Raw genomic sequence first — 23,966 nt, 5'->3', positions numbered from 1 at the left:
GGCGTCAGCGTTGCGGGGTGCGCTGCAGCCGCGCGATGTCGAAGCCCTGGTCGCGGGCGATAGCCACGGCCGCCGCGTAGTCGGCCTCCGCCATCGCCGGGGTGCGCGACAGCACCCAGAGGTAGTTCCGCCCCGGCGCGCCCACCACGGCCCAGCGGTAATCCGGATCGAGCCCGATCACCCAGTAGTCGCCGTAGAAGGGCCAGAAGAAGGTCACCCGCAGCTTCGCATTGCCGCTGCCCTCCACGGCATAGGCGCTGGCCGTCGCGACCACCTCCTCGCCGCGCGCATCCCGGCAGCGGTTGACGACGCCGACGGTGCCGTCGGGCCGGGCCGTGTAGGTCGCGGTGGTGTCGGTGCAGGCGCGGCCGCGCCCGTCCTGGAAGCTGTTGGGGAAGCGGGCGATCTCGTGCCAGGTGCCGGCGTAGCGGGCGAGGTCCACGCTCGCGACCGTCGCGGGCGGGGGTTCCGCGGGCGGCGTGGCGCAGGCGGCGAGCAGCAGGGGCAGGGCGAGCAGCAGGCGGCGGATCACGGTTGGCACTCCGGCGGTTTCAGGCCGTAACGCGGGAATCACCCGGAACGATCCCGGGCGGCAGGCTCGCCACATGGTCGAAGATGGCGCCGGCCGTGGTGATCCAGACGGTGTCGCGGTGCTGCGCGATCTCGGCCAGCGCGCGGCGGAGGTGCCGCATCCGGTGGGGCTGGCCGATGATGTAGGGGTGCAGCGCGATGCCCATCACCTGGGGCAGCCCGTCCCGCACCTGGCGCAGGCGCTCATGGAAATCGTCGAGGATCATGGCGGCGAAGGCGTCGCCGCCATCCTTGCGGCCGACGATGGCGGGGATGTCGTTCACCTCCTGCGGGTAGGGCATGGCCAGCAGGGGGCCGCCCCGCGTCCGCATCCAGACCGGGGCGTCATCGGCGCACCAGTTCATGGTGTAGCGGTAGCCGGCCTCGGCCAGCAGATCGGGGGTGGTGCGGCTTTCCGCGATCCAGGGGCTGAGCCAGCCGCGGGGCGCCGTGCCCTCGGCCGCCAGGATCGCGGCGGTCGAGTCGGCGATGAGCTTCGCCTCCTCGGCCTCCGCCAGCACCGACTGGCGTTCGGAATTGGTGCGGCCATGGCCGGCCATCTCGTCGCCCCGGGCACGATGGGCGGCGATCAGGTCGGGCGCGTAGTCGTACATGGCGCTGTTCAGCAGCAGCGTCGCGGGCAAAGCGAGCTCGTCCAGCGTCTCCAGCAGCCGCCAGGCGCCGACGCGATTGCCATAGTCCCGCCAGGCGAAGTTCAGGACATCGGGCTGCGGGCCGCCGGGGGCGAGTTCGGCACCCAGGCCCTCGCCGAAGGCGAAATGCTCCAGGTTCACGCCGAGATAGACTGCGAGCCTGCCGCCATTCGGCCAGGCATAGGGCGTGCGGCCCCGCCAGGCCGTGTAGTCGTAGCGTCCATGCGTCGGCAGCATCGTGGCACTCCGGCAATCCGTCGCGCCGGAGGTGGGTCATTTCGCGGGAGCCGGCAAGCCCGCGAAAACGGCGCCGCGGGTGGGATGACCGTTACGCGCCGGTGCCCTATGGTCCGCGCCAATGGGACGGGTCAGACAGGGTGAGGGGGCGGCCGGCGCGCTGCTGCGGCGCGAGGCGCGCGCGGCACGGGCGCATCTGGCCGTGCCGCTGGTGCTGGGCATCGGCCAGGTCGCGGCGGGGATCGGCCAGGCCTGGCTGATCGCGCTGCTGATCGCCCGGCTGCTCGGCATCGGCGAGGCCGGGTGGAACGAGCTGGCGGCCGCCGGCGCGCTGGCGCTGCTCTCGGCGGCCATCGGCATCGCTCAGGAGAAGGCGCTGATCGCAGCCGGGGAGGCCGCGAAGACCCGGCTGCGCAACGCCGTCTTCGCCAGGCTGCTGGCCACGGGGGCTGGGGACCAGCGCCCGGTGGGTGAACGCGCCGCGCTGGTGGTGGATCGGATCGAGGCGCTGGAGGGGTTCCTCACGCGCTGGCTGCCCGCCGCCATGCTGGCGATCGCCGGGCCGCTGCTGGTGGCCGCCGCCGCCTTCGCCGTGGATGCGACGAGCGGCGCCATCCTGCTGGTGGCGGGGCTGCTGGTGCCGGTCGCGATGGCGGTCACGGGCATCGGCGCCGCCCAGGCCAGCCGCAAGCAGTTCGCGGCGCTGGATCGCCTGTCCGGCCGCTTCCTCGACCGCATGCGCGGCCTGCCGACGCTGGTGCTGTTCCGGCGGCAGGAGGCGGAGGCGACATCGCTGCGCGTCGCGGCGGATGAGCTGCGCGGCCGCACCATGCGGGTGCTGCGCGTCGCCTTCCTGTCCTCCGCCTCGCTGGAGGCGCTGGCGGCGGCGGCGATCGCCTGCCTCGCGGTGCGCCATGGCGCGGTGCTGGGGCTGACTCATCCGGACCCCGCGGGGGCCATCTTCACCCTGCTGCTGGTGCCCGCCTTCTTCGCTCCGCTCCGCGCCTTCTCCCAGGCCTATCACGAGCGCCTCGCCGCCCGCGGCGCCGCAGCCGAGCTGGCGCCGCTGCTGGAGGATGACGGCGCGGCGCCGGGCTACCGACTGGAGGAGGTGCCGAAGAAGCTCGTCGTCACCTTCCAGGACGTGACGCTGCGCTACGACCCGGCGCGGCCGCCGGCGCTGGACGGTCTGAGTTTCCGGGTTCTGCCCGGGGAGACGCTGGTGCTGGCGGGGCCGTCAGGGGCGGGCAAATCCTCCGTGCTGCGGCTGCTGATGGGGTTCCGCCGGCCGGATGCGGGGCGGATCGCCTTCAATGGGCAGGACGCGACCCTGCTGGCGCCCGCGGAGCTTCGCCGCCTGACGGCCTATGTCGGCCAGCGCGCGCATCTGTTCCGCGGCACGCTGCGGGAGAACATCGCCCTCGCGCGGCCGGAGGCCACGGCGGCGGAGGTGGAGGCGGCGGCGGAGGCCGCGCGGGTGATGGATTTCGCCCGTGGCCTGACGAAGGGGCTGGACACGCTGGTGGGGGAGGGCGGGTTCGGCCTCTCCGGCGGCCAGGCGCAGCGCGTGGCCGTCGCCCGCGCCTTCCTGCGCGACGCGCCGCTGGTGCTGCTGGACGAGCCGACGGCGCATCTGGACCCGGGGACGGAGGCCGAGGTGCTGGAGAGCATCCGCCGCCTCTGCGCCGGCCGCACCGCCATCATCGCCAGCCATTCGCGCCTGGCGCAGCGCACCCTCGGCCGGGTGCTGGAGATCGAGGGCGGGCGCGCGGTCGGCGCCCGGATGGCGGGCGAATGAACGCTGACCTTCTGCGCGTGCTCGGCCTCTGGCGCAGCCGGGGCTGGTGGCTGGCGGCCGGGCTCGCCATGGCCTGCGCGGCATCGCTCGCCGGCCTCGCGCTGCTGGCGCTGGCCGGGCGCGGCGTGGCGGAAGGCGTGACGCCGGCCGCGATCTTCGCCGGCGGCGCGGCGGCCTTCTTCTGGCTGCGGCCCGTGGTGATCCTGCGGCCGGTGTTCCGCTACCTTGAACGGCTGGTGACCCACGCCGCGACCTTCCGGGCGCTGGCGGATACGCGGGTCTGGTTCTTCCGGCGGCTGTCGGAACGGCTGCCGGCTGGGCTCGGCTTCCGTCGGGCGGGGGATCTGCTGGGGCGGCTCGTCTCCGACATCGATGCGCTGGACCGCGTCTATCTCGGCGCCATCGTGCCGGGGGTGGCGGCGCTGGCCGCGGTGCTGGCCATCACCGTGGTGCTGGGGGCGGTGTCGCTGCCGCTGGCGGCGCTGGTCTCCGTGCCGCTGGCCTTGGCCCTGCTGCTGCCGCCGCTGCTGGCGCCGGGCGCGGCGGCGGCGGGTGAGCGCGTTGCCGTCGCCCAGGGGTCGCTGCGGGCCGCGGTGGTCGATCCGCTGACGGGCATCGAGGATACGCTGGCGGCGGGCGCGGAAGGTCGCGCCGCCGCCCGCGCCCACCAGGAAGGCACGGCGCTGGCCGCCGCGCAGCGCGCCCTGGCGCGGCGCGCTTCCTATGGCGGCGCGGCCGGGATGCTGCTGACCCAGGCGGCAATGCTGGGGGCTCTCGCCTTCGGGCTGGCGGCCGGCGAAACCGGCGTGGCCGCAGCCGTCCTCGGCCTGTTCCTGGCCACCGCCGCGGCGGAAGCCTTCGGCCTGCTGCCCCGCGCCGGCGCGGCCCTGGCCGCCGCGGGCGCCAGCGCGCGACGCCTGTTCGAGGCCGCGGACCAGCCCGCCCCCGTGGCCGAACCCACCGAACCCGCCGCGCTGCCCAAGGGCCACGCCATCAAGGTGGAGGGGCTGCGCTTCGCCTGGGCGCCGGACCGGCCGGCCGTCTTCGACGGGCTCGACCTCGAGGTGCCGGAAGGCGCGCGGGTAGCGCTCCTCGGCCCGTCCGGCATCGGCAAATCCACCCTGACCTCCCTGCTGCTGAAGCTGGCCGCGCCGCAGGGCGGGCGGATCACCCTGGGGGGCATCGATACCGCGACGCTCCCCGCCGACGCCGTGCGGTCCCGCATCGCCTGCCTGACGCAGGATGCGCGCCTCTTCGACGACAGCATCGAGGACAACCTGCGCCTGGCCCGGCCGGACGCGCCGGAAGCCGATCTCTGGAAGGCGCTCGACCGCGCCGGGATCGGGGAGATGGTTCGCACCCTGCCGGAAGGCCTCGCGACCCGATGCGGGGAAGCCGGCGCCCGCTTCTCCGGCGGCCAAGCGCGGCGCTTGGCGCTCGCCCGCGCGCTGCTGAGCGACGCGCCCGTGCTGATCCTGGACGAACCGGCGGCGGGACTCGACGCGGAAACCGAACGCGCCTTCCTGGAGACCCTCGGCGAAGCAACCCAGGGCCGCAGCGTGATCCTGATCGTGCACCGCCTGATCGGCGTCGAACGCCCGCACCGGATTCTGAGGCTGGCGGCAGGGCGCGCGCTGCCGGCGATGGGGTGATTGCGAGGGGCGCTGCCCCTCGCGCTCCCCGCAAAGGGGCAGCGGCCCCTTTGAACCCCTTTCATGGGAACAGGAGAGAGGGGCCGACGCGACCGCTGTGACAGCGCGCGTTCCGGCCCCTCTCTCCTGTTCCCATCAACATGAGGTCCAGGAGCCCGCTGGCTCCTGGTGGGGGGTGCCGGGGGGCAAAGCCCCCTGGCAAGCCACCCGCGCGACACGGCCCGCCCCCTCCGTCCGGCCCTCGCTCCCCAACGGGGACGGCCGGAGGGGTGCGGGCCTCGCGCCCTTTCCCTTACGGGAAGAGCGCTTCCTTCACGCCGCCCATCCAGAAGGCGAGGGTCGCTTCGGTGGGGGTCGTCGGCACGGGCTGTTCCAGCACGATCTGCGTGCGGGCGCCTTCGCTGCCGTTGCTGTTGGGCACGGGGGGTTCGACCTGCTGGATCAGGGCTTCCGCTTCCGCCACCGGCAGCACGCCGTAATGGCCGAGCATGCGGGCCAGGACGCCCCACTTCACGCGGGATGCGCCGTCCGCGACCTTGATGGCGAAGCCGAGGCCCCGTTCCGGCGCGGCGGCGAGCAGGTAGCCCTCCGCGCCGCCCTTCAGCACGACCTTGCCGTTGGTGGCGCGGACCAGGCGGGAGGTGGCGGCATCCATGCCGGAGAGGTGGTCGGGGTAGCTCGTCATGGCACGGACCACGCGCTTGGCGGCGGCGCGGCGGGCGTTGTTGCCGGACCAGCCGACGGCGAGCCGCGCCATGGCCGTCGCCATGTCCCGCATCGGGACGGCGGCGGCGGGCAGGCCGCAATGGTCGTAGCCCATCGGCAGCTTGCGGGCGTCCCGGCCGAGATATTCGCTCAGCACGTCCATGTAGAGCTGCTGGGCGGGGTTGGCGGGGTTGGCGTAGTCCAGCCCGGCGCCGAGCTGCTTCGCCACCGACAGGAAGCCGCAATGCTTGCCGGAGCAGTTGTGGAAGACGCGGCGGGGGCCGCCGGCCTGGCAGGCGGCGACGATGTCGTCCTGCCCGCGCGGCAGGGCCGGCCCGCAGACCAGCGCGGATTCATCGAGGCCGAGCCTGCCCAGCCAATCCTCGACGAGGGCGACCTGGAAGGGCTCCGCGCCGTGGGAGGCGCAGGCGAGGGCGATGTGTTCGTCCGTGAGGCCGAGCGCGTCGGCCGCGCCGCTCTCGATCAGGCCGATCGCCTGGAAGGGCTTGAGGGAGGAGCGCGGGAAGGTGACGGTCCCGGCATCGCCCCAGCAGCCGACCAGGCGGCCATCGAAGTTGGTGACCACGACCGCGCCGCTATGGACGCTCTCCACCGCTGGCCCGCGCCATATCCTCGCGAGCTCAACGAAATCCGTTGCGTCTGTCATTGGGGAGGTTTCCTTCAGTCGGCATGCACCGGCGGCGGAACGTCCACCGCAACGGCAGCAGTGCCACAAAACCGGTCACCGCGAACAGGACGATTTTCAGGCCGGCGGCAAGGAACCGGTTCTTTCGACGATCATCCCATAATGTTCAACACGCCGGTGGCGGGCGAAGTTGAACATCGTTTCCTTGTAGGGGATGCAGGCATCGAGGTCGCAGGCGGCCATGACGAGTTCGTCGCCGCGCGTCAGCGCCTGCGCCACGATCTGGCCGGAGGGGGCGATAATGCAGGACCCGCCGATCTGCATGATGCCTTCCTCCACCCCCGCCTTGGCGACGCAGACCGCCCAGGTGCCGTTGGCGTAGCAGCCCGCCTGCATGGAGAGGTGGTTGTGGAAGTCCTGCAGCGGGTCCGTCTGCGGCATGGCGGGGTCGTGCTGCGGCGTGTTGTAGCCGAGCATCACCATCTCCGCCCCCTGCAGGCCGAGCACGCGCCAGGCTTCCGGCCAGCGGCGGTCGTTGCAGATCATCAGCCCCATGACGCCGCCCATGGTCCGCCAGGCGCGCCAGCCGAGGTCGCCGATCTCGAAGTAGCGTTTCTCGAGGTTCTGGAAGGGGCGCCAGGGCTCGTGCCCGGCATGGCCGGGCAGGTGGATCTTCCGGTACTTGCCGACGATCGCGCCTTCCTTGTCGACCAGGATGGCGGTGTTGAAGCGGCGCTTGCGGCCGCCTTCGTGGACGAGTTCGCAGTAGCCGAGGTGGAAGCCGATCTTCAGGCGCCTGGCCTCGGCGAAGAGGGGCGCGGTCTCGTTCGACGGCATCGCCGTCTCGAACCAGGCGTCGAGCTCCGCCTCATCCTCGATCCACCAATGCGGGAAGAAGGCCGTCAGCGCGGCTTCGGGATAGACGATGATGTCGGCGCCGCGCGCGGCGGCATCCCGCATCAGGACCAGCAGGCGCTCGACGACCTGCGCGCGCGTCTCGGTGCGGGGGATGGGGCCGAGCTGGGCGGCCGCCATGGTGAGGATGCGGGGCAAGGCTGGCGCTCTCCGGGCGTGGACGCGCCAGCCTGCCGCGTGTTCAGTTCGCCGTCACGCGGGCGGCGCGCACCACCGGGCCCCAGCGGTCGAATTCCTCCCGCACGAAGGCCTCGGTGCGGGCGGGGTCCATCCAGATCGGCTCGCTGGCCAGGTCCACCAGGCGGGTCTTGATGGCGTCGCTGTCGAGGATGCGGCGCATCTCCTCCGCCAGGCGATCGACGATCGGGCGCGGCAGGGCGCGGGGGCCGAAGAGGCCGGTCCAGCTGCGCACGGCGTAGCCGGGCACGCCCTGTTCCGCGATGGTCGGGATGTCCGGGCGGAAGCGCACGCGTTCGCTCGTGCCGACGCCGATGATGCGAAGCCGCCCGTTCTGCGCCGGGCCGACCACGGTCGGCAGGTTCATGAAGGCCATGGGGATGGTGCCGGCCATGAGGTCCGTCGCCACCGGCCCGCCGCCGCGATAGGGCACATGCACCATCTCGGTCTGGGTGATCATCCGGAACAGCTCGCCGGCCAGGTGGTTGGAGCTGGCGGTGCCGGAGGAGCCGAAGGAGAGGCCGCCCGGCGTGGCGCGGATGCGGGCGATCAGTTCCTGGACGCTGGTGATGCCGGTGGCGGGGTTCACCGCCAGCACGTTCGGCACGTCCACCATCATGGCGATGCTGGTCAGCGCATCGCGCACGTCGTAGCCGAGGTCGGGCGAGACCAGCGGGTGGAAGACGTGGTTGGAAGCGGAGGAGATCAGCAGCGTATAGCCATCGGGCCGCGCGCGCACGACCTGGCCCATGCCGATGGAGCCGCCGCCGCCGGCGCGGTTCTCCACCACCACGGACTGGCCGAGGTGCTCCGCCAGGATCGGCGCGATGAGGCGGGCGGTGACGTCGTTGGACCCGCCGGGCGCCCAGGGGACGATGAGGGTGATGGGGCGGTTCGGCCAATTGTCCTGTGCCCGGGCGATGGCGGGCAGGAAGAGGGGGGCGGCGAGGAGCGCGCGGCGCAGCATGGGACGGACCTCCGGCGGGTTGTTAGGGGCCGAAGTAACGCCGCGCCGCGCCGTGCGCCAGGGTTCAGGTGGCGGCCTCGAACCCCTCATCCAGCCAGCCGGTCCAGCCGCCGATCATCATCTTCACCGGCCGGCCGAGCGCGGCGAGCGCCGCGGCGGCCTTGTCCGCGCCGTTGCAGTGCGGGCCGGCGCAATAGACGACGAAGAGGGTTCCGGCGGGCCAGGCTGCCATCCGCTCCGCCGTCATCTGCCGGCGCGGCAGGTTCAGCGCGCCGGGGACATGGCCGCGCGCGAAGGCGTTGGGCCCGCGGACGTCGAGCAGCACGAAGCCGGGATCGGGCGTGGCCATCGCGGTGTGGACGTCGTCGCAATCGGTCTCGAAGCCGAGCTTGGCGGCGAAGTGGCGCAGCGCCTCGGGGCTCGGCGCGGCGGCGGTTTCGGTGACGGCGTTGGGCATCGGGGGGCTCCCTGGGGTGGTGGAGCCAGGGTGACGGGCGGGGGTTTCGGTGGCGACTGGCCTGGATGCCAGCTATCGTCAGGATCATGCCAAACCCGTTGCACAACCCGCTCGTCGTCGCGCTGGCCTATGACGGGCTCTGCACCTTCGAATTCGGCCTGGCGGTGGAGGTCTTCGGGCTGGACCGGCCGGAGATGGGGCCGGGCTGGTACCGCTTCGCCGTCGCCGGGGAGCGCGCGGGGAAGCTGCGCGCGGCGGGCGGAATCAGCGTGGAGGCGGAGGCGGGGCTGGAGCTGCTGGCGCAGGCGGGCACGGTGGTGGTGCCGGGCTGGCGGGGGATCGAGGCGCCGGTGCCCGACGCGGTCTGCGAGGCGCTGCGCGCGGCGCATGCGAAGGGCGCGCGGGTGATGTCGCTGTGTTCCGGCATCGTGCCGCTGGCGGCGGCGGGGCTGCTGGAGGGGCGGCGCTGCACCACCCATTGGCGCTATGCGCAAGCGCTGGCGGCGCGCTTCCCGGCGCTGCGGGTCGATCCCGCCGTGCTCTATGTGGATGAGGGCAGCGTGCTGACGGCGGCGGGCAGCGCGGCGGGGCTCGACCTCTGCCTGCACCTGGTGCGCCGCGACTTCGGCGCGGAGGCCGCGAACAGCGTGGCGCGCCGCCTGGTGGTGCCGCCGCAGCGGGAGGGCGGGCAGGCGCAGTTCATCCCCCGCCCGGTGCCGCCGCGGCCGGGCACGCGGCTGGCGCCGCTGCTGGATGCGATGCGCGCGACGCTCGCGGAGGATTGGCCGCTGGAACGCATGGCGGCGGAGGGCGCCGTCAGCCTCCGCAGCCTGCATCGCCGCTTCGTGGAGGCGACGGGGATGGCGCCGGGCGCCTGGCTGCTGGCGGAACGCGTGGCGCGCGCGCAGGAATTGCTGGAGACGAGCGACCTGCCGATGGAGGGGGTGGCGATGCAGGCCGGCTTCGGCACGGCGGCGACGCTGCGGCTGCATTTCCGGGCGCGGACGGGAACGAGCCCGACGGCGTGGCGGGCGCGGTTCGGGAGGCGGGCGGCGTGAGGGGTGCCATGCCTCGCATTCAGGTGGAGAGCGTGGCGCCGGCCACCCTGGGCGCTGCGGCCGATCTTCTTTCGCGGTTCTTCCGGGAGGAGGGCTTCGGCACGCCGCCCGACCGCGTGCTGAAGAATGCCGGGCGGCTGGCCGCCGATCCGCATCACTGGATCGGCCTTGCATGGCTTGAGGCGGCGCCCGTTGGCGTCGTCACCGTGACCACCGCGCTGTATGTCGAATGGGGCCGGCTCGGTGAGATCGGTGACCTCTATGTCGTGCCGGAACGTCGCCGGCAGGGCGTCGCGCGCGCGCTTCTGGAGGCCGCGGAACGCCGCTGCGCCGGGCTTGGCTGTTCCTCACTGTCCGTCGTGGTCACGCGGGATGGCGAGGCGCGACACGGGCTGCACGCCTTCTATGCGCGGCAGGGCTTCGTTGGCGATGGGCGCCAGGTACTGACCCGTCCGCTGCGATAGCGGCGCCGCCTTCCGTCAGTATTCCGCGTAGAGCTCCAGGATGTTGTCCTCGGGATCACGGAAGAAGAGCGTGCGGTGGCGCCAATGCGGCAGGTCCGTCGGCGGGCGCAGGATCGGCACGCCGCGTTCGACCAGGGTGTTGTGCCAGGCGTCGATGGCATCGAGCGGCACGCGGAAGGCCAGCTGCACCGCCGCCGTGCCGGGTGGCAGGGGGCCATCGTCGCAGACGGACCAGGTGCCGCGGGGCCGCAGCGTGAGCAGCGTGGCGCCGAGGCGGAAGCTCACCCAGTTCGGCCGGTCCTCCGCCACCGCGAAGCCCATGATGCCGGTGTAGAAGGCGCGCGTCTCCTCCAGGTGGCTGCACAGGATGACGGTGTAGTCGAGATGGGTGATGCCGCCTGGACTCATCGCATCCTCACCCCACCGCCCGCCGCACCCCGTTCCACAGCGCCACCGCATCCGCGCCGCCGGCGTCGCGCGAGGCCAGCCGCACCGCGGTATGCGCCATCACCAACCCACTCCGCGGATGCACGAAGATCACCTGGCCGCGCACGCCCTGGAGCGCGAAGCTCTCGCGGTCGGGGAAGATCCAGGTCTGGTAGCCATAGCCGTAGAAGCGGCCGGCCTGCGCTACATGGGCGCGGGTCATGGCGGTGATCCAGGCCTCCGGCACCGCCTGGCGACCGTCGGGCGTGGCACCGCCGCGGGCCATCAGCAGGCCGAGCCGCGCATAGTCCCGCAGCACGGCGTTGACGCCCATGTAGCCGAGCTCCGTGCCGGCGGCGTCGGTGAGCCAGGTGGCCTGCGCCTCCGCCCCCATCGGCGCCCAGACGCGCTCCGCCAGCACGGCGGCAAGCGGGCGGCCGAAGGCGGCGCGGAGCACGAGCGCCAGCACATAGGTCTCGGCGGAGGCGTAGTAGAAGCGGGCACCCGGCGCGGCGATGCGGGTGTTGAAGGGGGCGAGCGCGACGGCGCCGCCGGCACTCGCGCGGCCCAGCGTATTGCGGCCGAGGATCGCGTTGTCGTCGCTGCCGTCGTAGTCCTCGCGGAACTGGACGCCGGAGGACATGGTGAGCAGGTGGCGGAGCGGTGTCGCGCCGTATTCGGTGCCGGCCAGGCCCGGGACATGCGCGGCGGCCGGCGTGTCGAGGCTGCCGATCGCGCCATCGGCCTGCGCGATGCCGACCAGCAGCGCCGTCACCGTCTTGGCCATGGAGAAGCTGGCGAAGCGGTGCGCGGGGGTGCGGGCATACTGGTAGCGTTCCACCAGGATGGTGTCGCCCTTCGCGACCAGCAGGCCGGTGGCGGGGTTGCGGTCCATGTAGCCGTCGATGTCGTAGCGCCCGCCGCCCAGCACGGCGGCGCCTTCGTAGCCGAGGACGGGCTCGCTGGCGGCGCGGCGCCAGGGCGTGGCGGTGGCGGCCGGGATGGGGTTGGCGGGGTAGAATTCGTCGTTGCGGGACAGGCCATCCACCACCGTCGCCGGCGCCGTCCAGCTGCGCGGCGTGGCGCGGGCGAAGCCGCCATCGGCCTGCGCGTAGATCGCCAGGTTCGGGCCGCCGGCGCGCGTGCCGATGCCGTTGGCGAAGGTGAAGGCGCCGCTGCCGGTGCTGGCGCCGGTGCAGGCCGGCAGCAGCGCGGGCAGGGCGAGGAAGGCACGGCGCTTCATCTCAGCCGGCCAGCCTGGCCGCGAGGGCTTCGCCGAAGGCGCGGGTGCCGAGGGGACCGCCGAGGTCGGTGGTGCGTGTCGCTTCATCGGCCAGCATCCTGTCCACCGCATCGTTGATGGCGCGTGAAGCCGCGCCCGCTTGCGCGTTGCCGCGCCGCTTCTCGTGCCACTCCAGCAGCATCGCGGCGGAGAGGATGAGCGACACCGGGTTCGCCTTGTCCTGCCCCGCAATGTCCGGCGCGCTGCCATGCTGGGCCTGGGCGCAGCACAACACCTCGTTCTCGTTGGTCGAGCCCGCGAGCCCGAGGCCGCCGGAGAGTTCGGAGGCGAGGTCGGAGAGGATGTCGGCGTGGAAGTTGGTGGCGACCAGCACGTCGAAGCGCTGGGGGTCGCGGACCAGGATGGCGGCGCAGGCATCGACGATGATCTCGTCCAGCACCACGTCGGGGAAGCGCTGGGCCACTTCGCGCACGCAGCGCAGCCAGAAGCCGTCGGTGACGATGAAGGTATTGGCCTTGTGCACCGCGGTGACCTTGCGGCGTCGGATGCGGGCGAGCTCGAAGGCGCGCTCCGCGATGCGGATGCAGGCGTGGCGCGTGAGTTTCCGCATGCTGATCGCGACATCGGGGGTGGGCATGAACTCCCCGCTGCCCATGAACATGTTGCGGTCGGGGTAGAAGCCCTCCGTCGCCTCCCGCATGATGACCAGGTCCAGCGGCTGGTGGCCGCGGCCGAGGCCGGGGCGCGTGCGGGCGGGGCGGACATTGGCGTAGAGGTCCATGCCGACGCGGAAGGCCGCCGAGACGTTGATGCCGCCCTTGTCCTTCGTCGGGTAGTCGAGATGGCTGATGGGGCCGAGGATCACGCCATCGCAGGACTTCGCGGCCTCCATGACGGAAGCGGGCAGGGTGGTGCCCTGTGCCTTCAGCGTCTTCAGGCCGATCTCGTGGAAGTCGTAATGCAGGTCGAGCCCGAAGCGCGCATCGGCGGCGCGCAGGACGCCGATCGTGGCTTCCGTGATCTCCGGCCCGATGCCGTCGCCGGGCAGCACGATGAAGCGGGGCATGGCGTTTCCTTTGTGGTTTTGCCGTCAGGCTAGGATGGTTGCGCGGCGTCGTGAAGGCGCGCGCGGATTTTCGTTGCATGGCACGCGGCTTCGCGTGTAGAGCGCGCGCCCCGCGCCGGGATGATCCCGCGCGGCAGCAGCAGGCCGGCAAGGTCTGGCCTGCGATCACCTCGAAGGAACACGACTGTGACCCGCCGTCCCGACCCGTTGGAGGAACGCGCCCGCGCCCTGGCCCTTTTGGCCGGGCAGGATCCCGAAGCCCGCGTGGAGAACCCGCTGAAGCCCGGCAAGACCATGCCGGCCTGGACGCTATTCCGCGATGCCGCGCGTGACGCGCGCAACAATGCGCGCGTCGCGGAAGCCGCGCTGAACATCGAGCAGCAGCCGGCGCCGTTCCGCGACTCCCCGCTGAGCATCTTCGGCGAGCATGAGGAAGCGACGATCGGGCAGATGCGCAACTGCATGCGCGTGGGCCATGCGGTGGCCGGCGTGCTCTGCGCGGATGGGCATCTCGGCTACGCGCAGCCGGTTGGCGGCGTCATCGCCTATGAGGGGCAGGTCAGCATCTCCGGCGTCGGCTTCGACATCGGCTGCGGCAACATGGCCGTGCGGCTCGACACGCCCTTCGCGGCGATCGAGGCGCGCGTGCCCGCGATCCTGTCCGACATCCGCAAGGCCGTCAGCTTCGGCGTCGGCCGCGCGAATGGGGAACGGGTGGAGCATGCCGTGCTGGATGACGATGCGGCGTGGGAGGCCTCGGGCATGCGCGACTACCGCCAGAAGGCGGCGGCGCAGCTCGGCACCGTGGGTTCCGGCAACCATTATGTGGACCTGATGCGGGACGAGGAGGACTTCGTCTGGATCGGGGTGCATTTCGGCAGCCGCGGGCTCGGCCATACCAGCGCGACGCAGTACCTGAAGGCCGCGGGCGGGAAGGATGGCATGCATGTGCCGCCGACCGTCGTCGCGGAGGATGGGGAACTCGGCACGCGCTACCTGGCCGCGATGGAACTCGCGGGGCGCTATGCCTATGCCGGGCGTGAATGGGTGGTGGAGCGCGTGCGCCGGATCATCGGCGGCGCGGTGACGGACAGCGTCCACAACCACCACAACTACGCCTGGCGGGAGGAGCATGGCGGCCGGATGCTCTGGGTCGTGCGCAAGGGCGCGACGCCGGCCTTCCCGGGCCAGCGTGGCTTCGTCGGCGGCTCCATGGGCGATGACGCGGTGATCGTGGAGGGGGTGGAGAGCGAGGCGTCGCGTGCCGCGCTCTACTCCACCATCCATGGCGCCGGGCGCGTCTTCGGCCGGCGCGAGGCGAAGCGCCGCTTCACCCAGGCGCAGATGGAGGCCTGGCTGAAGGATCGCGGCGTGCTGCTCTCGGGCGGGGACCTCGATGAGAGCCCGATGGCCTATCGCCGCCTGCCGGAGGTGCTGGCCCATCACGCGGGCACGGTGGTGGTGCGCCACCGCTTGCGGCCCTTCGCGGTGGCCATGGCCGGGGAGGGGGAGTTCGACCCCTTCAAGGACTGAAGCGCGCGGGGCGGCGGGGGAGACCCCGCCGCCCTTGGCGCTGTCCGGGCGTGGCCCTAGGTTCGGCATCAGGAGGACAACGATGCCGCATTCGCGTAACCCGGGCGGCGCCCGGATGATCACCGCCGAACAGGCCGCGGCGCTGGTGAAGCCCGGCGACGTGCTGGACTACGGCATCACCTTCAGCCAGCCGGATGCCTTCGACCGCGCGCTGGCGAAGCGCGTCGGCGAGCTGCACGACATCACCATCCGCAACTGCCTGTCCATGCGCCCCCGCGCGGTGCTGGAGGCCGATCCCGAAGGCCGGGTGTTCACCGTCTTCAACTGGCATTTCTCCGGCTATGACCGCCGCATGCATGATGCGGGGCTGACGCACTACATCCCCTGCAATCTCGGCGAGATCCCCGACTACTACCGCCGCTTCATCGACCGCGTGGATGTCGCCGTCATCAAGGCGACGCCGGCGGATGCCGATGGCTTCTACAATCTCGGCCCCACCAGCCTCTGGCACCGCGCGGTGATGGAGCGCGCGAAGACCATCGTGCTGGAGGTGACGCCATCGCTCCCGCGCGTCCATGGCAGCGATGTGCGCGTGCATGCGACGGAGGTCGATTTCCTCATCGAGGGCGATGCGACGCCCACGCCCGAATTGCCGAACACCGTGCCGACCGAGGTGGACCGCGCGGTCGCGCGCCTGATTGCGCAGGAGGTGGAGGACGGCGCCTGCCTGCAGATCGGCATCGGCGGCATGCCCAACGCCGTCTGTTCGCTGCTGCTGGAGGCCGGGGTGAAGGACCTCGGCATCCATAGCGAGATGCTGAACGATGGGCTGGTGGCGCTGTATCGCGCGGGGCTGGTGACGGGGGCGCGGAAAGTCACGGATCCTGGGCGCGTCGCCTACAGCTTCGCGCTGGGGACCAGGACGCTCTACGATACCGTCACGGACAATGCGGATTTCGTCTGCCATCCCGTGGACTACACGAACATGCCGGACGTGATCGCGCGGAACCCGAAGGCGATCGCCATCAACAACACGACGCAGATCGACCTGCAGGGCCAGGCGTCATCCGAGAGCGACGGCCACCGCCACATCAGCGGCACCGGCGGACAGCTGCAATTCGTCCGCGGGGCCTATGCATCGCCCGGCGGCAAGAGCTTCATCTGCCTGGCTTCCACCTATGAGAAGCGGGGCGAGCGGCGGAGCCGCGTGGTGCTGGAACTGACGGCGGGCAACGTGGTCACCACCCCGCGGTCGGACATGATGTATGTCGTGACGGAATACGGGATCGCGAACCTGAAGGGGAAGTCGGTGGCGGAGCGGGCGAAGGCCGTGATCGGCCTGGCGCATCCGGATTACCGGGAGGGGCTGGCGCTGGAGGCGCGGGCGAAGGGGCTGGTGCCGCGACACTATCTCTGAGTCGTGAGGAAACTCGCCACCGCATCGCCACGCTTCGGGGCCAGAATGGTTGCAACCCCGAAGGATACGCCCGTGCCCCTCCTCCGCCGCCACCTGCTGCCGCTTGCCGCGCTGCCCCTCATGCCGCTGCCCGCGAAGGCGGTGACGCGGCGGGAGATCGATGACCTGGCGGCGCCCGCGCTGCGGCGGATGCGGGAGGGGGAGGCGACGCGGGTGCTGTCGGAGAATGCGCGCGCCATCCTGATCTTTCCGCGCATCATCCGCGCGGGCTTCGCGATCGGCGGGCAATACGGCAATGGCGTGCTCTATGCCGGCGGCGCGCCGCATGCGCGGGTGGAGCGTGTGCCCGCGCCGCTGCCGCCGCCCCAGCCGCCCGGCACGCCGCTGGCGCCGCCCGTCCCCGTGCCGCCCGCCACCCGCGTCGAGACCCCGGCGCCGGAGCCCTGGTCCCACCTCGGCTACTACAATTTCGCGGGCGCCAGCTTCGGGTTGCAGATCGGCGCCCAGGCCTATGGGCTGGCGATGTTCTTCATGACGGACGCCGCCTTCGACTTCTTCCGCCGGACGGAGGGGTGGGAGATCGGCACGGGCCCGTCGGTGGTGGCGCTGGATGCCGGCATGGCCGGCAGCCTGACCTCCTCCACCATGAGCCAGTCCGTCTATTCCGTGACCTTCGGCCAGCAGGGGCTGATGGCGACGCTGAGCCTGGAGGGGACGAAGATCACGCGGATCAGGCCGGACTGATCAGCGCGTCAGCGCCTTCGCCACCATCCCGCAGAATTCGCCGACCTTCTCCGGGTTCACCCAGCGCAGCACCGCCACGACATCGGCGTTGGGCCACATCCAGGTGACGTTGCCGCCGGCGCCCATGGCGAAGACGCTGTCCGCCGGGGCGCCGGGCCAGCGGTTGGCGCCGTTGAGCCACCAGAGGAAGCCGTAGCTCGGGTTGAGCGGGCAGGGGGCGAGGGACTGCTTCACCCAGCCCTCGGGCAGGATGCGCCGGCCGGCCCAGACGCCGTCTTGCAGCACCAGGCGGCCGACCAGCGCCTGGTCCTCCGCGCCGATGCGCATGCCGCCGCCCCAATGGGTGCCGCCGGGGACGGAGGGCAGGCGGCGGCCGTCGATCTCGACCCAGGCATTGTCATAGGGGTACCAGACCCAGTCCCGGCTGCCGCCGATCGGGTCCATGATGCGCTCCGCGAAAACCTCCGGCAGCGGCCGGCGGAACAGATGCAGCAGGGACAGCGACAGGCGGTTCACGCGGACGTCGTTGTATTCCCAGTAGGTGCCGGGCGCCTGCAGGGGGCGCGCGATGCCCTTGGGGCCGGCACCCTCCCGCGCCAGGTCGCGGCCGCGGTCGATCTGGTCGGATTTGCCGAACAACTCGCCCTCCCATTCGGAGGTGTTGGTCAGCAGGTGCCGCCAGGTGATGTTGGCGTTCTGGTCGCTCTCGAAGCCGCCATCCCGGACGCGGTGCCGGACGGGCTCGTCGAGCTCCGGCAGCAGCCCGTCGCCATGGGCGATGCCGGCCAGCAGGCTGAGGTAGGATTTCGCCACGCTGAAGGTCATGTCGGCCTGGCGCGTGTCGCCCCAGCCGGCCAGGCGGCGCCCGCCCTGCTCGATCAGCCCGTTCGGGGCGCCGCGGGGGAAGACCGGGCCGATGACGGCGTTATGCGGCGGCGGGTCGAAATGGCCGGCCTCCAGATGGGCCAGCAGGTCCCGGGGGAAGGGGGATTCATTCGCCAGCGCGAAGGCGACGGCATCGGAGAGGGCGGGTTCGGTCATGCCGCGAGGGTGCCCCCGTATGCGGCGCAGCGGAACCCCCCGGCGAAGGGGGCCATAACCCCCTGACACCGGGCGGCGAAATGCCCACATTCGCTCGCAACATGAGGAGAGAGACCATGGCGACGGAAACTGCCACCCTGGGCGGCGGCTGCTTCTGGTGCATCGAGGGGGCGCTGCGCCACCTCAACGGCGTCAGCAGCGTCCATTCCGGCTATTCGGGCGGCCACGTCGCCAACCCGACCTACGAGGAAGTCTGCGGCAAGAAGACCGGCCATGCGGAGGTGGTGCAGGTGGTCTTCGACCCCGCCGTGATCTCCTATGCCGATCTGCTGCGGATGTTCTTCACCCTGCATGACCCGACGACCAAGGACCGGCAGGGCAACGATGTCGGCCCGCAGTACCGCAGCATTATCCTGTTCCACTCGCCGGAGCAGGAGGCGACGGCGCGGGAGATCATCGCGGAGATCGACGCCGCGCGGCTCTACCCCGGCCCGGTGGTGACCGAACTCGTGCCCTTCCAGCACTACTGGCCGGGAGAGGCCGAGCACCAGGACTATTTCGCGCGCAACCCCTGGTCCGGCTATTGCCGGGTGGTGGTGGCGCCGAAGGTCGCGAAGTTCCGCAAGACCTTCGCGGATCGCCTGAAGTCGGCCGCGGCCTGAGGGAGAGAGAAACCATGTCCATCTTCGGCAAGACCAAGCCGGCCGAGAGCTTTCCCGTGGAGAAGACGGACGCCGAATGGCGGGCCATCCTCTCGCCGGAGGCCTTCCGCGTGCTGCGCGGCCACGGCACGGAACGCCCGGGCACGAGCCCGCTGAACGGGGAGAAGCGGCCCGGCATCTTCGCCTGCGCCGCCTGCGGGCATGAGCTGTTCGACGCCGGCACCAAGTTCGAATCCGGAACCGGCTGGCCGAGCTTCTTCCGCCCGCTGCCCGGCGGCATCGCCACCACCACCGACCGCAGCTTCTTCATGGTGCGGACGGAGGTGCATTGCGCCAATTGCGGCGGCCACCTCGGCCATGTCTTCCCGGACGGCCCGCCGCCGACCGGGGAACGCTATTGCATGAACGGCGTCAGCCTGACCTTCCGGCCGGGTGAAGTGCCTCAGAACGCTGCGGAAAAGCCTGCGGCGGAATGACCTTAGTTTAGCCTCACCGCCGCTGGACATTCGGGTGGCCCGCCCCGATTTTGGGGCACCACACGGCCACCCGAAAGTCCTTCCACGTGTCCTGGCGCCTTCCTTCCCTGGTCTTGCCGATCCTGCTGGCTTTCGCCCCGGCGGCCCGGGCCGATCTGGTCTATGTGATCAATTCGGGGGAGGCCTCGATCACCGTGCTCGATGCCGCGACGCGGCAGGAAGTGCGGCGCATCCCCGTGCTGCGCGAGCCCCACCACATGGTGCTGACGCCGGACGGGTCGGAACTCGTCATCGCGGATAGCGGGGGCAACGAGGTCTTCTTCGTGAAGCCCGAGACGGGGGAGGTGCTGCGCCGCGCCCGCATCTCCAACCCCTACCACCTGGAATACAGCCCGGACGGGAAGTACCTGGTGATCGCCAGCCTGCGGCGGGACCAGGTGGACATCCTGGATGCGCAGACGCTGGAGCTGGTCCATCGCTTCCGGCCGGGCGACAAGCCCTCCCACGTCGCCTTCAGCCCGGACAGCCGCACGGTCTTCGTGACCATGCAGGGGGACCGCGCGGTTGCCGCCTTCGACATGGGGACGCGCACCCATCTCTGGACGCAGGAAGTCGGGCCGGAACCCGCGGGCATCATCTGGCATCGCGGCAAGCTCATCATCGGCGTCATGGGCGGAGACTACTTCGTGACGCTTGACCCCGTGACGCGGGACGTGGCCCGCGCCTTCACGCTCGGCCGGGGAGCGCACACCATCTTCCCCTCGCCGGATGGCCGCAGCCTCTACGCCACCAGCCGGGTGGACAGCCGCGTGGCGGAGATCGACCCGGAGACGCTGGCGGTCCGCCGGACCTGGGCCGTGCCCGGCGGGCCGGACTGCCTGACCTTCGATCCCGACGGCCGCATCTGGATGACCTTGCGCTGGATCGGCCGGATCGCCGTGCTCGACCCGCGGGGCGAGACCTGGGAGACGGTGCGCGTCGGCCGATCCCCGCATGGCATCTTCTTCAAGCCGCGGCGGGACGGGATCGGGGGCGATTTCGCGCTCTCCATGCCGGGCGCCACCTCCGGCAGCCGCCCGCTGGCCACGCCGCTGCCGCGCCGCCCGGCCTCGGGCGCCCCGGCGCCGGCCGGGATCACGCCGGGCAGCATCCCCGCCGCGCCGGCCATCCCCGCGGCGCTGCGCCGCAACCCGTGAGGCGCCGCCTCCTGCTCGGTGCGGCCGGCGCCCTGCTGGCTGCGCCCGCCCTGGCGCAGCGCGCGCCGCAGGGCTGCCGCGGCCCGGTCTACCTGACGATCGATACGGGCTGGAGCCGGGAGGCGGAGGCGATCGCCGCCATCCTGCGGCGGCATGCCGTGACGGCCACGCTGTTCATCGCGGATGAGCCGACCTTCCGCGGCGACCGCACGCTCTCCGATGCCTGGGCGCCCTTCTGGCGTGCCCGGGTGGCGGAGGGCCATGCCTTCGCCAGCCATACCTGGCGGCACTGGTACTTCTCGGGCGATCCCGCGCCGGGGCGGACCACCTTCCGGTCCCGGCGCAACGAGGGTCAGGAGGTGCTGGACCAGCAGGGGCTCTGCGCCGAACTCGCCCGCCCGATCGAGGCGCTGCGCCGCTTCGCGCCGGAAGCCCGCGTGCTGCCGCTGTGGCGGGCGCCGGGTGGCATCACAACGCCCAACGCCGTCCGCATGGCGGCCGCCTGCGGGCTGCGGCACCAGGGCTGGACGCGCAACGGCTTCCTCGGCGATGAACTCGACAGCGCCGCCCATCCCAACGCCGCCCTGCTGCGCCGGAACCTGGCCGCGATCCAGCCGGGGGAGGTGCTCGTGATGCATTGGGGCGTGCGCAGCCGGCGGGAACCCTTCGCCGGCATCCTGGAAGAACTGATCACCGGCCTGATGGCGCGTGGCCTCTGCTTCGAAGCGCTGCCGGCCGAGGGGAAGGCGTGATGGTCGACTGGCTGGCCGATACCTACGGCCTCTTCACCGGCTGGCTGTTCGAGGAAGCGGTGCAGCCCGCCATGTACGCGCTCGGCCTGATGGACTGGGCGGAGGAAGCCTTCCACTGGCTCGACTTCTTCGTCTTCGGGCTGCTCGGCATCGGCGTGGTGTACCTGGTGTGCCGGCCGCTGGAGGCCTGGCGCCCGGTGGAGCGCTGGCCGGATGGGCGCCTGGTGCGGACGGATGTGGTCTATACGCTGCTGGCGCGGCTCGGCATCCTGCCGCTGCTGGCCTTCGTGCTCTTCGCGGCCGTGCAGGTGCGGATCGAGGGGCTGATCGCGGATAGCGGCTGGGTGCCGCCGACGCTGGAGAGCACCTTTCCGGCGCTGCGCGAACAGCCGCTGCTGGCGCTGCTGATCTACATCGTCATCCTGGATTTCGGCGAATACTGGCGCCACCGCTTCCAGCACACCTTCGGCTGGTGGTGGGCGCTGCATTCGGTGCACCACGCCCAGACGCAGATGACCTTCTGGACCGATGACCGGAACCACATCCTGGACGACGTCATCGCCGCCGCCTGGTTCGGCGTGATCGCGGTGGCGATCGGCGTGCCGCCCGGCCAGTTCCCCGTCATCCTGCTGGTGCTGCGGCTCGGGGAGAGCCTGTCGCATGCCAATGTCCGCCTCGATTTCGGGCGCATCGGCGAAAGGCTGCTGGTCTCGCCGCGCTTCCACCGGCTGCATCACGGGCTGCTCTCGGCCGGCGCCACGGGGAAGAACTACGCGGTGCTGCTGCCGGTCTGGGACTGGATCTTCGGCACCGCCGATTTCGACCGGGCGCGCTATCCCCGCACGGGCGATCCCTCCGCCCCCGCGGCGCTGGTCACGGGCGGCTGGCTGCGCCAGCAGGTGGAGGGCACGAAGCGGCTGGTGCGCGCCCTGCGGGGCCGCGACGCCTGAGCGCTACGCCAGCGGCAGGCTCACGCTGAAGATGGTGGTCCCACCCTCGGACTGGACGGACAGCGTGCCGCCCATGTCGTTGACGATGCCGTAGCTGATCGACAGGCCGAGCCCCGTGCCCTTGCCCACCGGCTTGGTGGTGAAGAAGGGGTCGAAGATCCGGGGCAGGATGGCGGGCGGGATGCCTCCGGCGCAATCATGCACCGTCAGCGCCAGCCGATCCGCCGCGACCGCGGCGGCCAGGGTGACGAGGCGCGGTTTTCCATCCTCGTTCACGTCGCCATAGGCGTCGCAGGCATTGGCGATCAGGTTGACCACCACCTGTTCCAGCGGGATCGCCTGGCCCAGCACCATCGGCAGGTCGGGCGGCAGCGTGTCCTCCACCTGGACCTGGTGGCGTTCCAGCTTGAAGGCGAGCAGGTCCCGCGCGCCGCGCACCACGGCGTTGATGGAGACCGGGCCGTTCGCCTCTCCGCCCATGCGGCCGAAGATGCGCATGTGGTCGATGACGGTGGAGGCGCGGCGTGCCATCTGCACGATGCGGTCGAGCCGCGCGGCGAGCGTCGCCTGGTTTACCGGGCCGCGCTCCACCTGCTTCAGCGCGTTCTGCGCGGCGAGCGTGATGGCGGTCAGCGGCTGGTTCAGCTCATGCGCCATGCCGGTGGCGAGTTCGCCCAATTGCGCGAGCTTGGAGGCCTGGGCGAGCTGCGCGGCACGCTCGCGCTCCATCGCCTCCGCGCGCGCCAGCCGGTCCATCGATTCCGCCAGCAGGCGCAGCGGCACGGACCGCAGAAGGATGAAGGAGCCGCCGGCCAGCGCGATGCCGATGACGGCGAGGAAGCTGGTCCAGCCCACGACCTCCTGCATCGACCGGGTGACCTCCACCCGCCCCGCCACCACGCCGGCATCGTGGATCGGCACGCTGACGGTCAGGGTCGGAAGCCGGGCGGGAGTTCCGAGCAGGGCGGTGGCGTTGCCGGCCAAATCGACGACCCGCCAGGACTCGCGATCGGCGGTGTCCACGAAGGGGGCCAGCCTGCCGCGGATGCGGGCATTCTCGAACAGCCAATGGTCGGGGTTGCGGGTGACGAATTCCGTCATGATGGCGGCGGCGGATTCAGCCCTGGCCGTCAGGCTGGCGGTGACGGCCACGCGCGCGGCGACGAAATAGGCGGCCGGCAGCGCCACCATGATCAGCACGGAGACCGCCAGGGCGAGCGCGGTGATGACCCGGACGATGCGCGGTTCGATCCGCCCGGTATCGAGCGCCGTCACGGCCCGGGCGGGCCGTAGCCCAGCCCGGCCAGGATGGCCCTGGCCTCCGCACCCCCGAGGAAGCCGAGGAAATCGGCGAGCGGCGGAGCGGCGTCGCCGAGCCAGGCGGCGTGAAGGGTTCGGGACAGCGCGTAGCGCCGCTCCGCCACCGCCTCGGTCGTGGCCTCGACCCCCTCCAGCGTCAGCGGTCGCAGGCGAAGTCCCTCGGCCCGCAACTGGCCGATCGACATCAGCCCCAGCGACCCGGTGACGCTTTGCAGCGCCTCCGCATTCTCCTGGTCGGTGCCGACGGTGACGAGGCCGGGGCGGCGGATCGCGATGGCGACGCTGCGCCCCATCTCCGGCGACAGGCTGGCCAGCAATTGCCAGTCGGCGTCGGAGGCTTCGCGGCGGACGAGGCGCAGCCTTCGCCCGTCGGGCCAGGTATTGACGTCCCCGCGCAGCACGGCGGCGAGCTGCTGCAGGGTGATGTCGGTGCTGTCGGTGCCGCCACTGGTCACCACCGCGATCGGGGTGCGCGCATAGGGCAGGGCGCGAAGCCCCTGGGCGGCCTCCTCCGCCGAGGGAGGCCGGGCCAGCAGCCCCACATCGATGGCGCGGGCGAGGAGCGCGCGGATGGCGCCGCTGGTGCCGAGGCTTGGCAGCACCTCCACCCGGATGCCCGGTCGCTCGGCGGCGAAACGCTCCGTCACGCGCCGCAGGGAGGCGAGGGCCATGCCGGTGCCGCCGGCGCGCAGGGTCGCGGGCTGCGCCATGGCAGGCGGCGCGGCGAGTGTGGCGGCAACCAGGCCCGGCAGGGCACGGCGGGGCAGGCGCATGGCGGCGATGTTCTCCGCCATGACATAAAGCCCTGAGGCGTTGCGCGACCGTTACTGGCGTGCGGGAA

At 71.9% G+C, this 23,966-nt stretch carries 24 protein-coding genes; 12 read left to right on the top strand and 12 right to left on the bottom strand.

The window, feature by feature from the left end; genetic code table 11:
* Nucleotides 1-4 precede the first annotated feature (4 nt).
* Together G3576_RS02960 and G3576_RS02955 are read right to left on the bottom strand one after the other, a co-directional pair.
* Nucleotides 5-532, bottom strand: a complete 528-nt coding sequence (locus G3576_RS02960) for a lipocalin family protein (protein ID WP_207622620.1) — start codon at nucleotides 530-532, stop codon at nucleotides 5-7.
* 19 nt (nucleotides 533-551) lie between these two features.
* A complete protein-coding gene (locus tag G3576_RS02955; RefSeq protein WP_164692812.1) occupies nucleotides 552-1,460 on the bottom strand; it encodes a polysaccharide deacetylase family protein in 909 nt (302 codons plus the stop codon).
* Nucleotides 1,461-1,581: 121 nt separating this feature from the next.
* Here G3576_RS02955 and cydD point away from each other — a divergent pair, with 121 nt between their 5' ends.
* Nucleotides 1,582-3,258, top strand: coding sequence for a thiol reductant ABC exporter subunit CydD (gene cydD / locus G3576_RS02950; RefSeq protein WP_164692811.1), 1,677 nt, complete (start codon nucleotides 1,582-1,584; stop codon nucleotides 3,256-3,258).
* Entirely contained in the window at nucleotides 3,255-4,910 is a 1,656-nt protein-coding gene (gene cydC / locus G3576_RS02945; RefSeq protein ID WP_164692810.1) for a thiol reductant ABC exporter subunit CydC, read from the top strand. The genes cydD and cydC overlap by 4 nt, the downstream gene beginning before the upstream one ends.
* A 292-nt stretch (nucleotides 4,911-5,202) precedes the next feature.
* Here the strand turns inward: cydC and G3576_RS02940 are convergent, their stop codons facing one another.
* The 4 genes from G3576_RS02940 to G3576_RS02925 all read right to left on the bottom strand — a co-directional run bounded on the left by G3576_RS02940 (nucleotide 5,203) and on the right by G3576_RS02925 (nucleotide 8,777).
* Entirely contained in the window at nucleotides 5,203-6,282 is a 1,080-nt protein-coding gene (locus tag G3576_RS02940) for an asparaginase (RefSeq protein WP_164692809.1), read from the bottom strand.
* A gap of 96 nt (nucleotides 6,283-6,378) precedes the next feature.
* Nucleotides 6,379-7,314 (bottom strand): N-carbamoyl-D-amino-acid hydrolase, encoded by a 936-nt coding sequence (locus G3576_RS02935; protein WP_164692808.1) that lies wholly within the window; start codon nucleotides 7,312-7,314, stop codon nucleotides 6,379-6,381.
* A 43-nt stretch (nucleotides 7,315-7,357) separates the two neighbouring features.
* Nucleotides 7,358-8,320 (bottom strand): Bug family tripartite tricarboxylate transporter substrate binding protein, encoded by a 963-nt coding sequence (locus G3576_RS02930; RefSeq protein WP_164692807.1) that lies wholly within the window; start codon nucleotides 8,318-8,320, stop codon nucleotides 7,358-7,360.
* A gap of 64 nt (nucleotides 8,321-8,384) precedes the next feature.
* Nucleotides 8,385-8,777, bottom strand: a complete 393-nt coding sequence (locus G3576_RS02925) for a rhodanese-like domain-containing protein (RefSeq protein WP_164692806.1) — start codon at nucleotides 8,775-8,777, stop codon at nucleotides 8,385-8,387.
* Between the two features lie 98 nt (nucleotides 8,778-8,875).
* Here G3576_RS02925 and ftrA point away from each other — a divergent pair, with 98 nt between their 5' ends.
* Both ftrA and G3576_RS02915 read left to right on the top strand, forming a co-directional pair.
* A complete protein-coding gene (gene ftrA / locus G3576_RS02920; protein ID WP_328728324.1) occupies nucleotides 8,876-9,835 on the top strand; it encodes a transcriptional regulator FtrA in 960 nt (319 codons plus the stop codon).
* Nucleotides 9,836-9,843: 8 nt separating this feature from the next.
* Nucleotides 9,844-10,299 (top strand): GNAT family N-acetyltransferase, encoded by a 456-nt coding sequence (locus tag G3576_RS02915; protein WP_164692804.1) that lies wholly within the window; start codon nucleotides 9,844-9,846, stop codon nucleotides 10,297-10,299.
* Nucleotides 10,300-10,314: 15 nt separating this feature from the next.
* Here G3576_RS02915 and G3576_RS02910 read toward each other — a convergent pair whose 3' ends face one another.
* Genes G3576_RS02910 through G3576_RS02900 form a run of 3 tightly spaced genes read right to left on the bottom strand, consistent with a single transcriptional unit; the run spans nucleotide 10,315 to nucleotide 13,034 of the window.
* The gene (locus G3576_RS02910; RefSeq protein WP_164692803.1) at nucleotides 10,315-10,707 is read right to left on the bottom strand and encodes a VOC family protein; all 393 of its coding nucleotides are present in this window, start codon (nucleotides 10,705-10,707) and stop codon (nucleotides 10,315-10,317) included.
* Between the two features lie 7 nt (nucleotides 10,708-10,714).
* On the bottom strand, nucleotides 10,715-11,968 hold the full coding sequence (locus tag G3576_RS02905; protein WP_164692802.1) for a serine hydrolase domain-containing protein: 1,254 nt from the start codon (nucleotides 11,966-11,968) through the stop codon (nucleotides 10,715-10,717).
* 1 nt (nucleotide 11,969) lies between these two features.
* Nucleotides 11,970-13,034: an isocitrate/isopropylmalate dehydrogenase family protein gene (locus tag G3576_RS02900; RefSeq protein WP_164692801.1), complete on the bottom strand. Its 1,065-nt coding sequence runs from the start codon at nucleotides 13,032-13,034 to the stop codon at nucleotides 11,970-11,972.
* A 186-nt stretch (nucleotides 13,035-13,220) separates the two neighbouring features.
* Here G3576_RS02900 and G3576_RS02895 point away from each other — a divergent pair, with 186 nt between their 5' ends.
* The 3 genes from G3576_RS02895 to G3576_RS32155 all read left to right on the top strand — a co-directional run bounded on the left by G3576_RS02895 (nucleotide 13,221) and on the right by G3576_RS32155 (nucleotide 16,728).
* The gene (locus G3576_RS02895; protein ID WP_207622619.1) at nucleotides 13,221-14,567 is read left to right on the top strand and encodes an RtcB family protein; all 1,347 of its coding nucleotides are present in this window, start codon (nucleotides 13,221-13,223) and stop codon (nucleotides 14,565-14,567) included.
* Between the two features lie 82 nt (nucleotides 14,568-14,649).
* Nucleotides 14,650-15,984: an acetyl-CoA hydrolase/transferase family protein gene (locus G3576_RS02890; RefSeq protein ID WP_164692799.1), complete on the top strand. Its 1,335-nt coding sequence runs from the start codon at nucleotides 14,650-14,652 to the stop codon at nucleotides 15,982-15,984.
* Between the two features lie 72 nt (nucleotides 15,985-16,056).
* Nucleotides 16,057-16,728 (top strand): lipid-binding SYLF domain-containing protein, encoded by a 672-nt coding sequence (locus G3576_RS32155; protein WP_164692798.1) that lies wholly within the window; start codon nucleotides 16,057-16,059, stop codon nucleotides 16,726-16,728.
* Here G3576_RS32155 and G3576_RS02880 read toward each other — a convergent pair whose 3' ends face one another.
* On the bottom strand, nucleotides 16,729-17,769 hold the full coding sequence (locus G3576_RS02880; protein ID WP_164692797.1) for a serine hydrolase domain-containing protein: 1,041 nt from the start codon (nucleotides 17,767-17,769) through the stop codon (nucleotides 16,729-16,731).
* Between the two features lie 116 nt (nucleotides 17,770-17,885).
* On the opposite strand from G3576_RS02880, the gene msrA reads away from it, so the two are divergent.
* The 5 genes from msrA to G3576_RS02855 all read left to right on the top strand — a co-directional run bounded on the left by msrA (nucleotide 17,886) and on the right by G3576_RS02855 (nucleotide 21,805).
* Entirely contained in the window at nucleotides 17,886-18,431 is a 546-nt protein-coding gene (msrA, locus tag G3576_RS02875; protein WP_164692796.1) for a peptide-methionine (S)-S-oxide reductase MsrA, read from the top strand.
* A 14-nt stretch (nucleotides 18,432-18,445) separates the two neighbouring features.
* Nucleotides 18,446-18,907: a peptide-methionine (R)-S-oxide reductase MsrB gene (msrB, locus tag G3576_RS02870; protein ID WP_164692795.1), complete on the top strand. Its 462-nt coding sequence runs from the start codon at nucleotides 18,446-18,448 to the stop codon at nucleotides 18,905-18,907.
* Between the two features lie 86 nt (nucleotides 18,908-18,993).
* Nucleotides 18,994-20,103 carry a YVTN family beta-propeller repeat protein gene (locus G3576_RS02865; RefSeq protein ID WP_328728321.1) on the top strand — a complete coding sequence of 370 codons (1,110 nt, stop codon included), beginning with the start codon at nucleotides 18,994-18,996 and terminating at the stop codon, nucleotides 20,101-20,103.
* Nucleotides 20,100-20,855: a polysaccharide deacetylase family protein gene (locus G3576_RS02860; RefSeq protein WP_328728319.1), complete on the top strand. Its 756-nt coding sequence runs from the start codon at nucleotides 20,100-20,102 to the stop codon at nucleotides 20,853-20,855. The genes G3576_RS02865 and G3576_RS02860 overlap by 4 nt, the downstream gene beginning before the upstream one ends.
* A complete protein-coding gene (locus G3576_RS02855) occupies nucleotides 20,855-21,805 on the top strand; it encodes a sterol desaturase family protein (RefSeq protein WP_164692794.1) in 951 nt (316 codons plus the stop codon). Before G3576_RS02860 ends, G3576_RS02855 begins: the two co-directional genes overlap by 1 nt.
* A gap of 3 nt (nucleotides 21,806-21,808) precedes the next feature.
* Here G3576_RS02855 and G3576_RS32490 read toward each other — a convergent pair whose 3' ends face one another.
* Nucleotides 21,809-23,080, bottom strand: coding sequence for a sensor histidine kinase (locus G3576_RS32490; RefSeq protein ID WP_164692793.1), 1,272 nt, complete (start codon nucleotides 23,078-23,080; stop codon nucleotides 21,809-21,811).
* A complete protein-coding gene (locus tag G3576_RS02845) occupies nucleotides 23,077-23,919 on the bottom strand; it encodes a PstS family phosphate ABC transporter substrate-binding protein (protein WP_164692792.1) in 843 nt (280 codons plus the stop codon). Before G3576_RS02845 ends, G3576_RS32490 begins: the two co-directional genes overlap by 4 nt.
* Nucleotides 23,920-23,966: the final 47 nt, after the last annotated feature.

It is taken from the genome of Falsiroseomonas algicola, from assembly GCF_011040385.1.
Classification (GTDB): Bacteria; Pseudomonadota; Alphaproteobacteria; order Acetobacterales; family Acetobacteraceae; genus Falsiroseomonas; species Falsiroseomonas algicola.
Note: the sequence above shows the minus strand (reverse complement) of the source record. Positions and strands in the feature narration are given on the sequence as shown.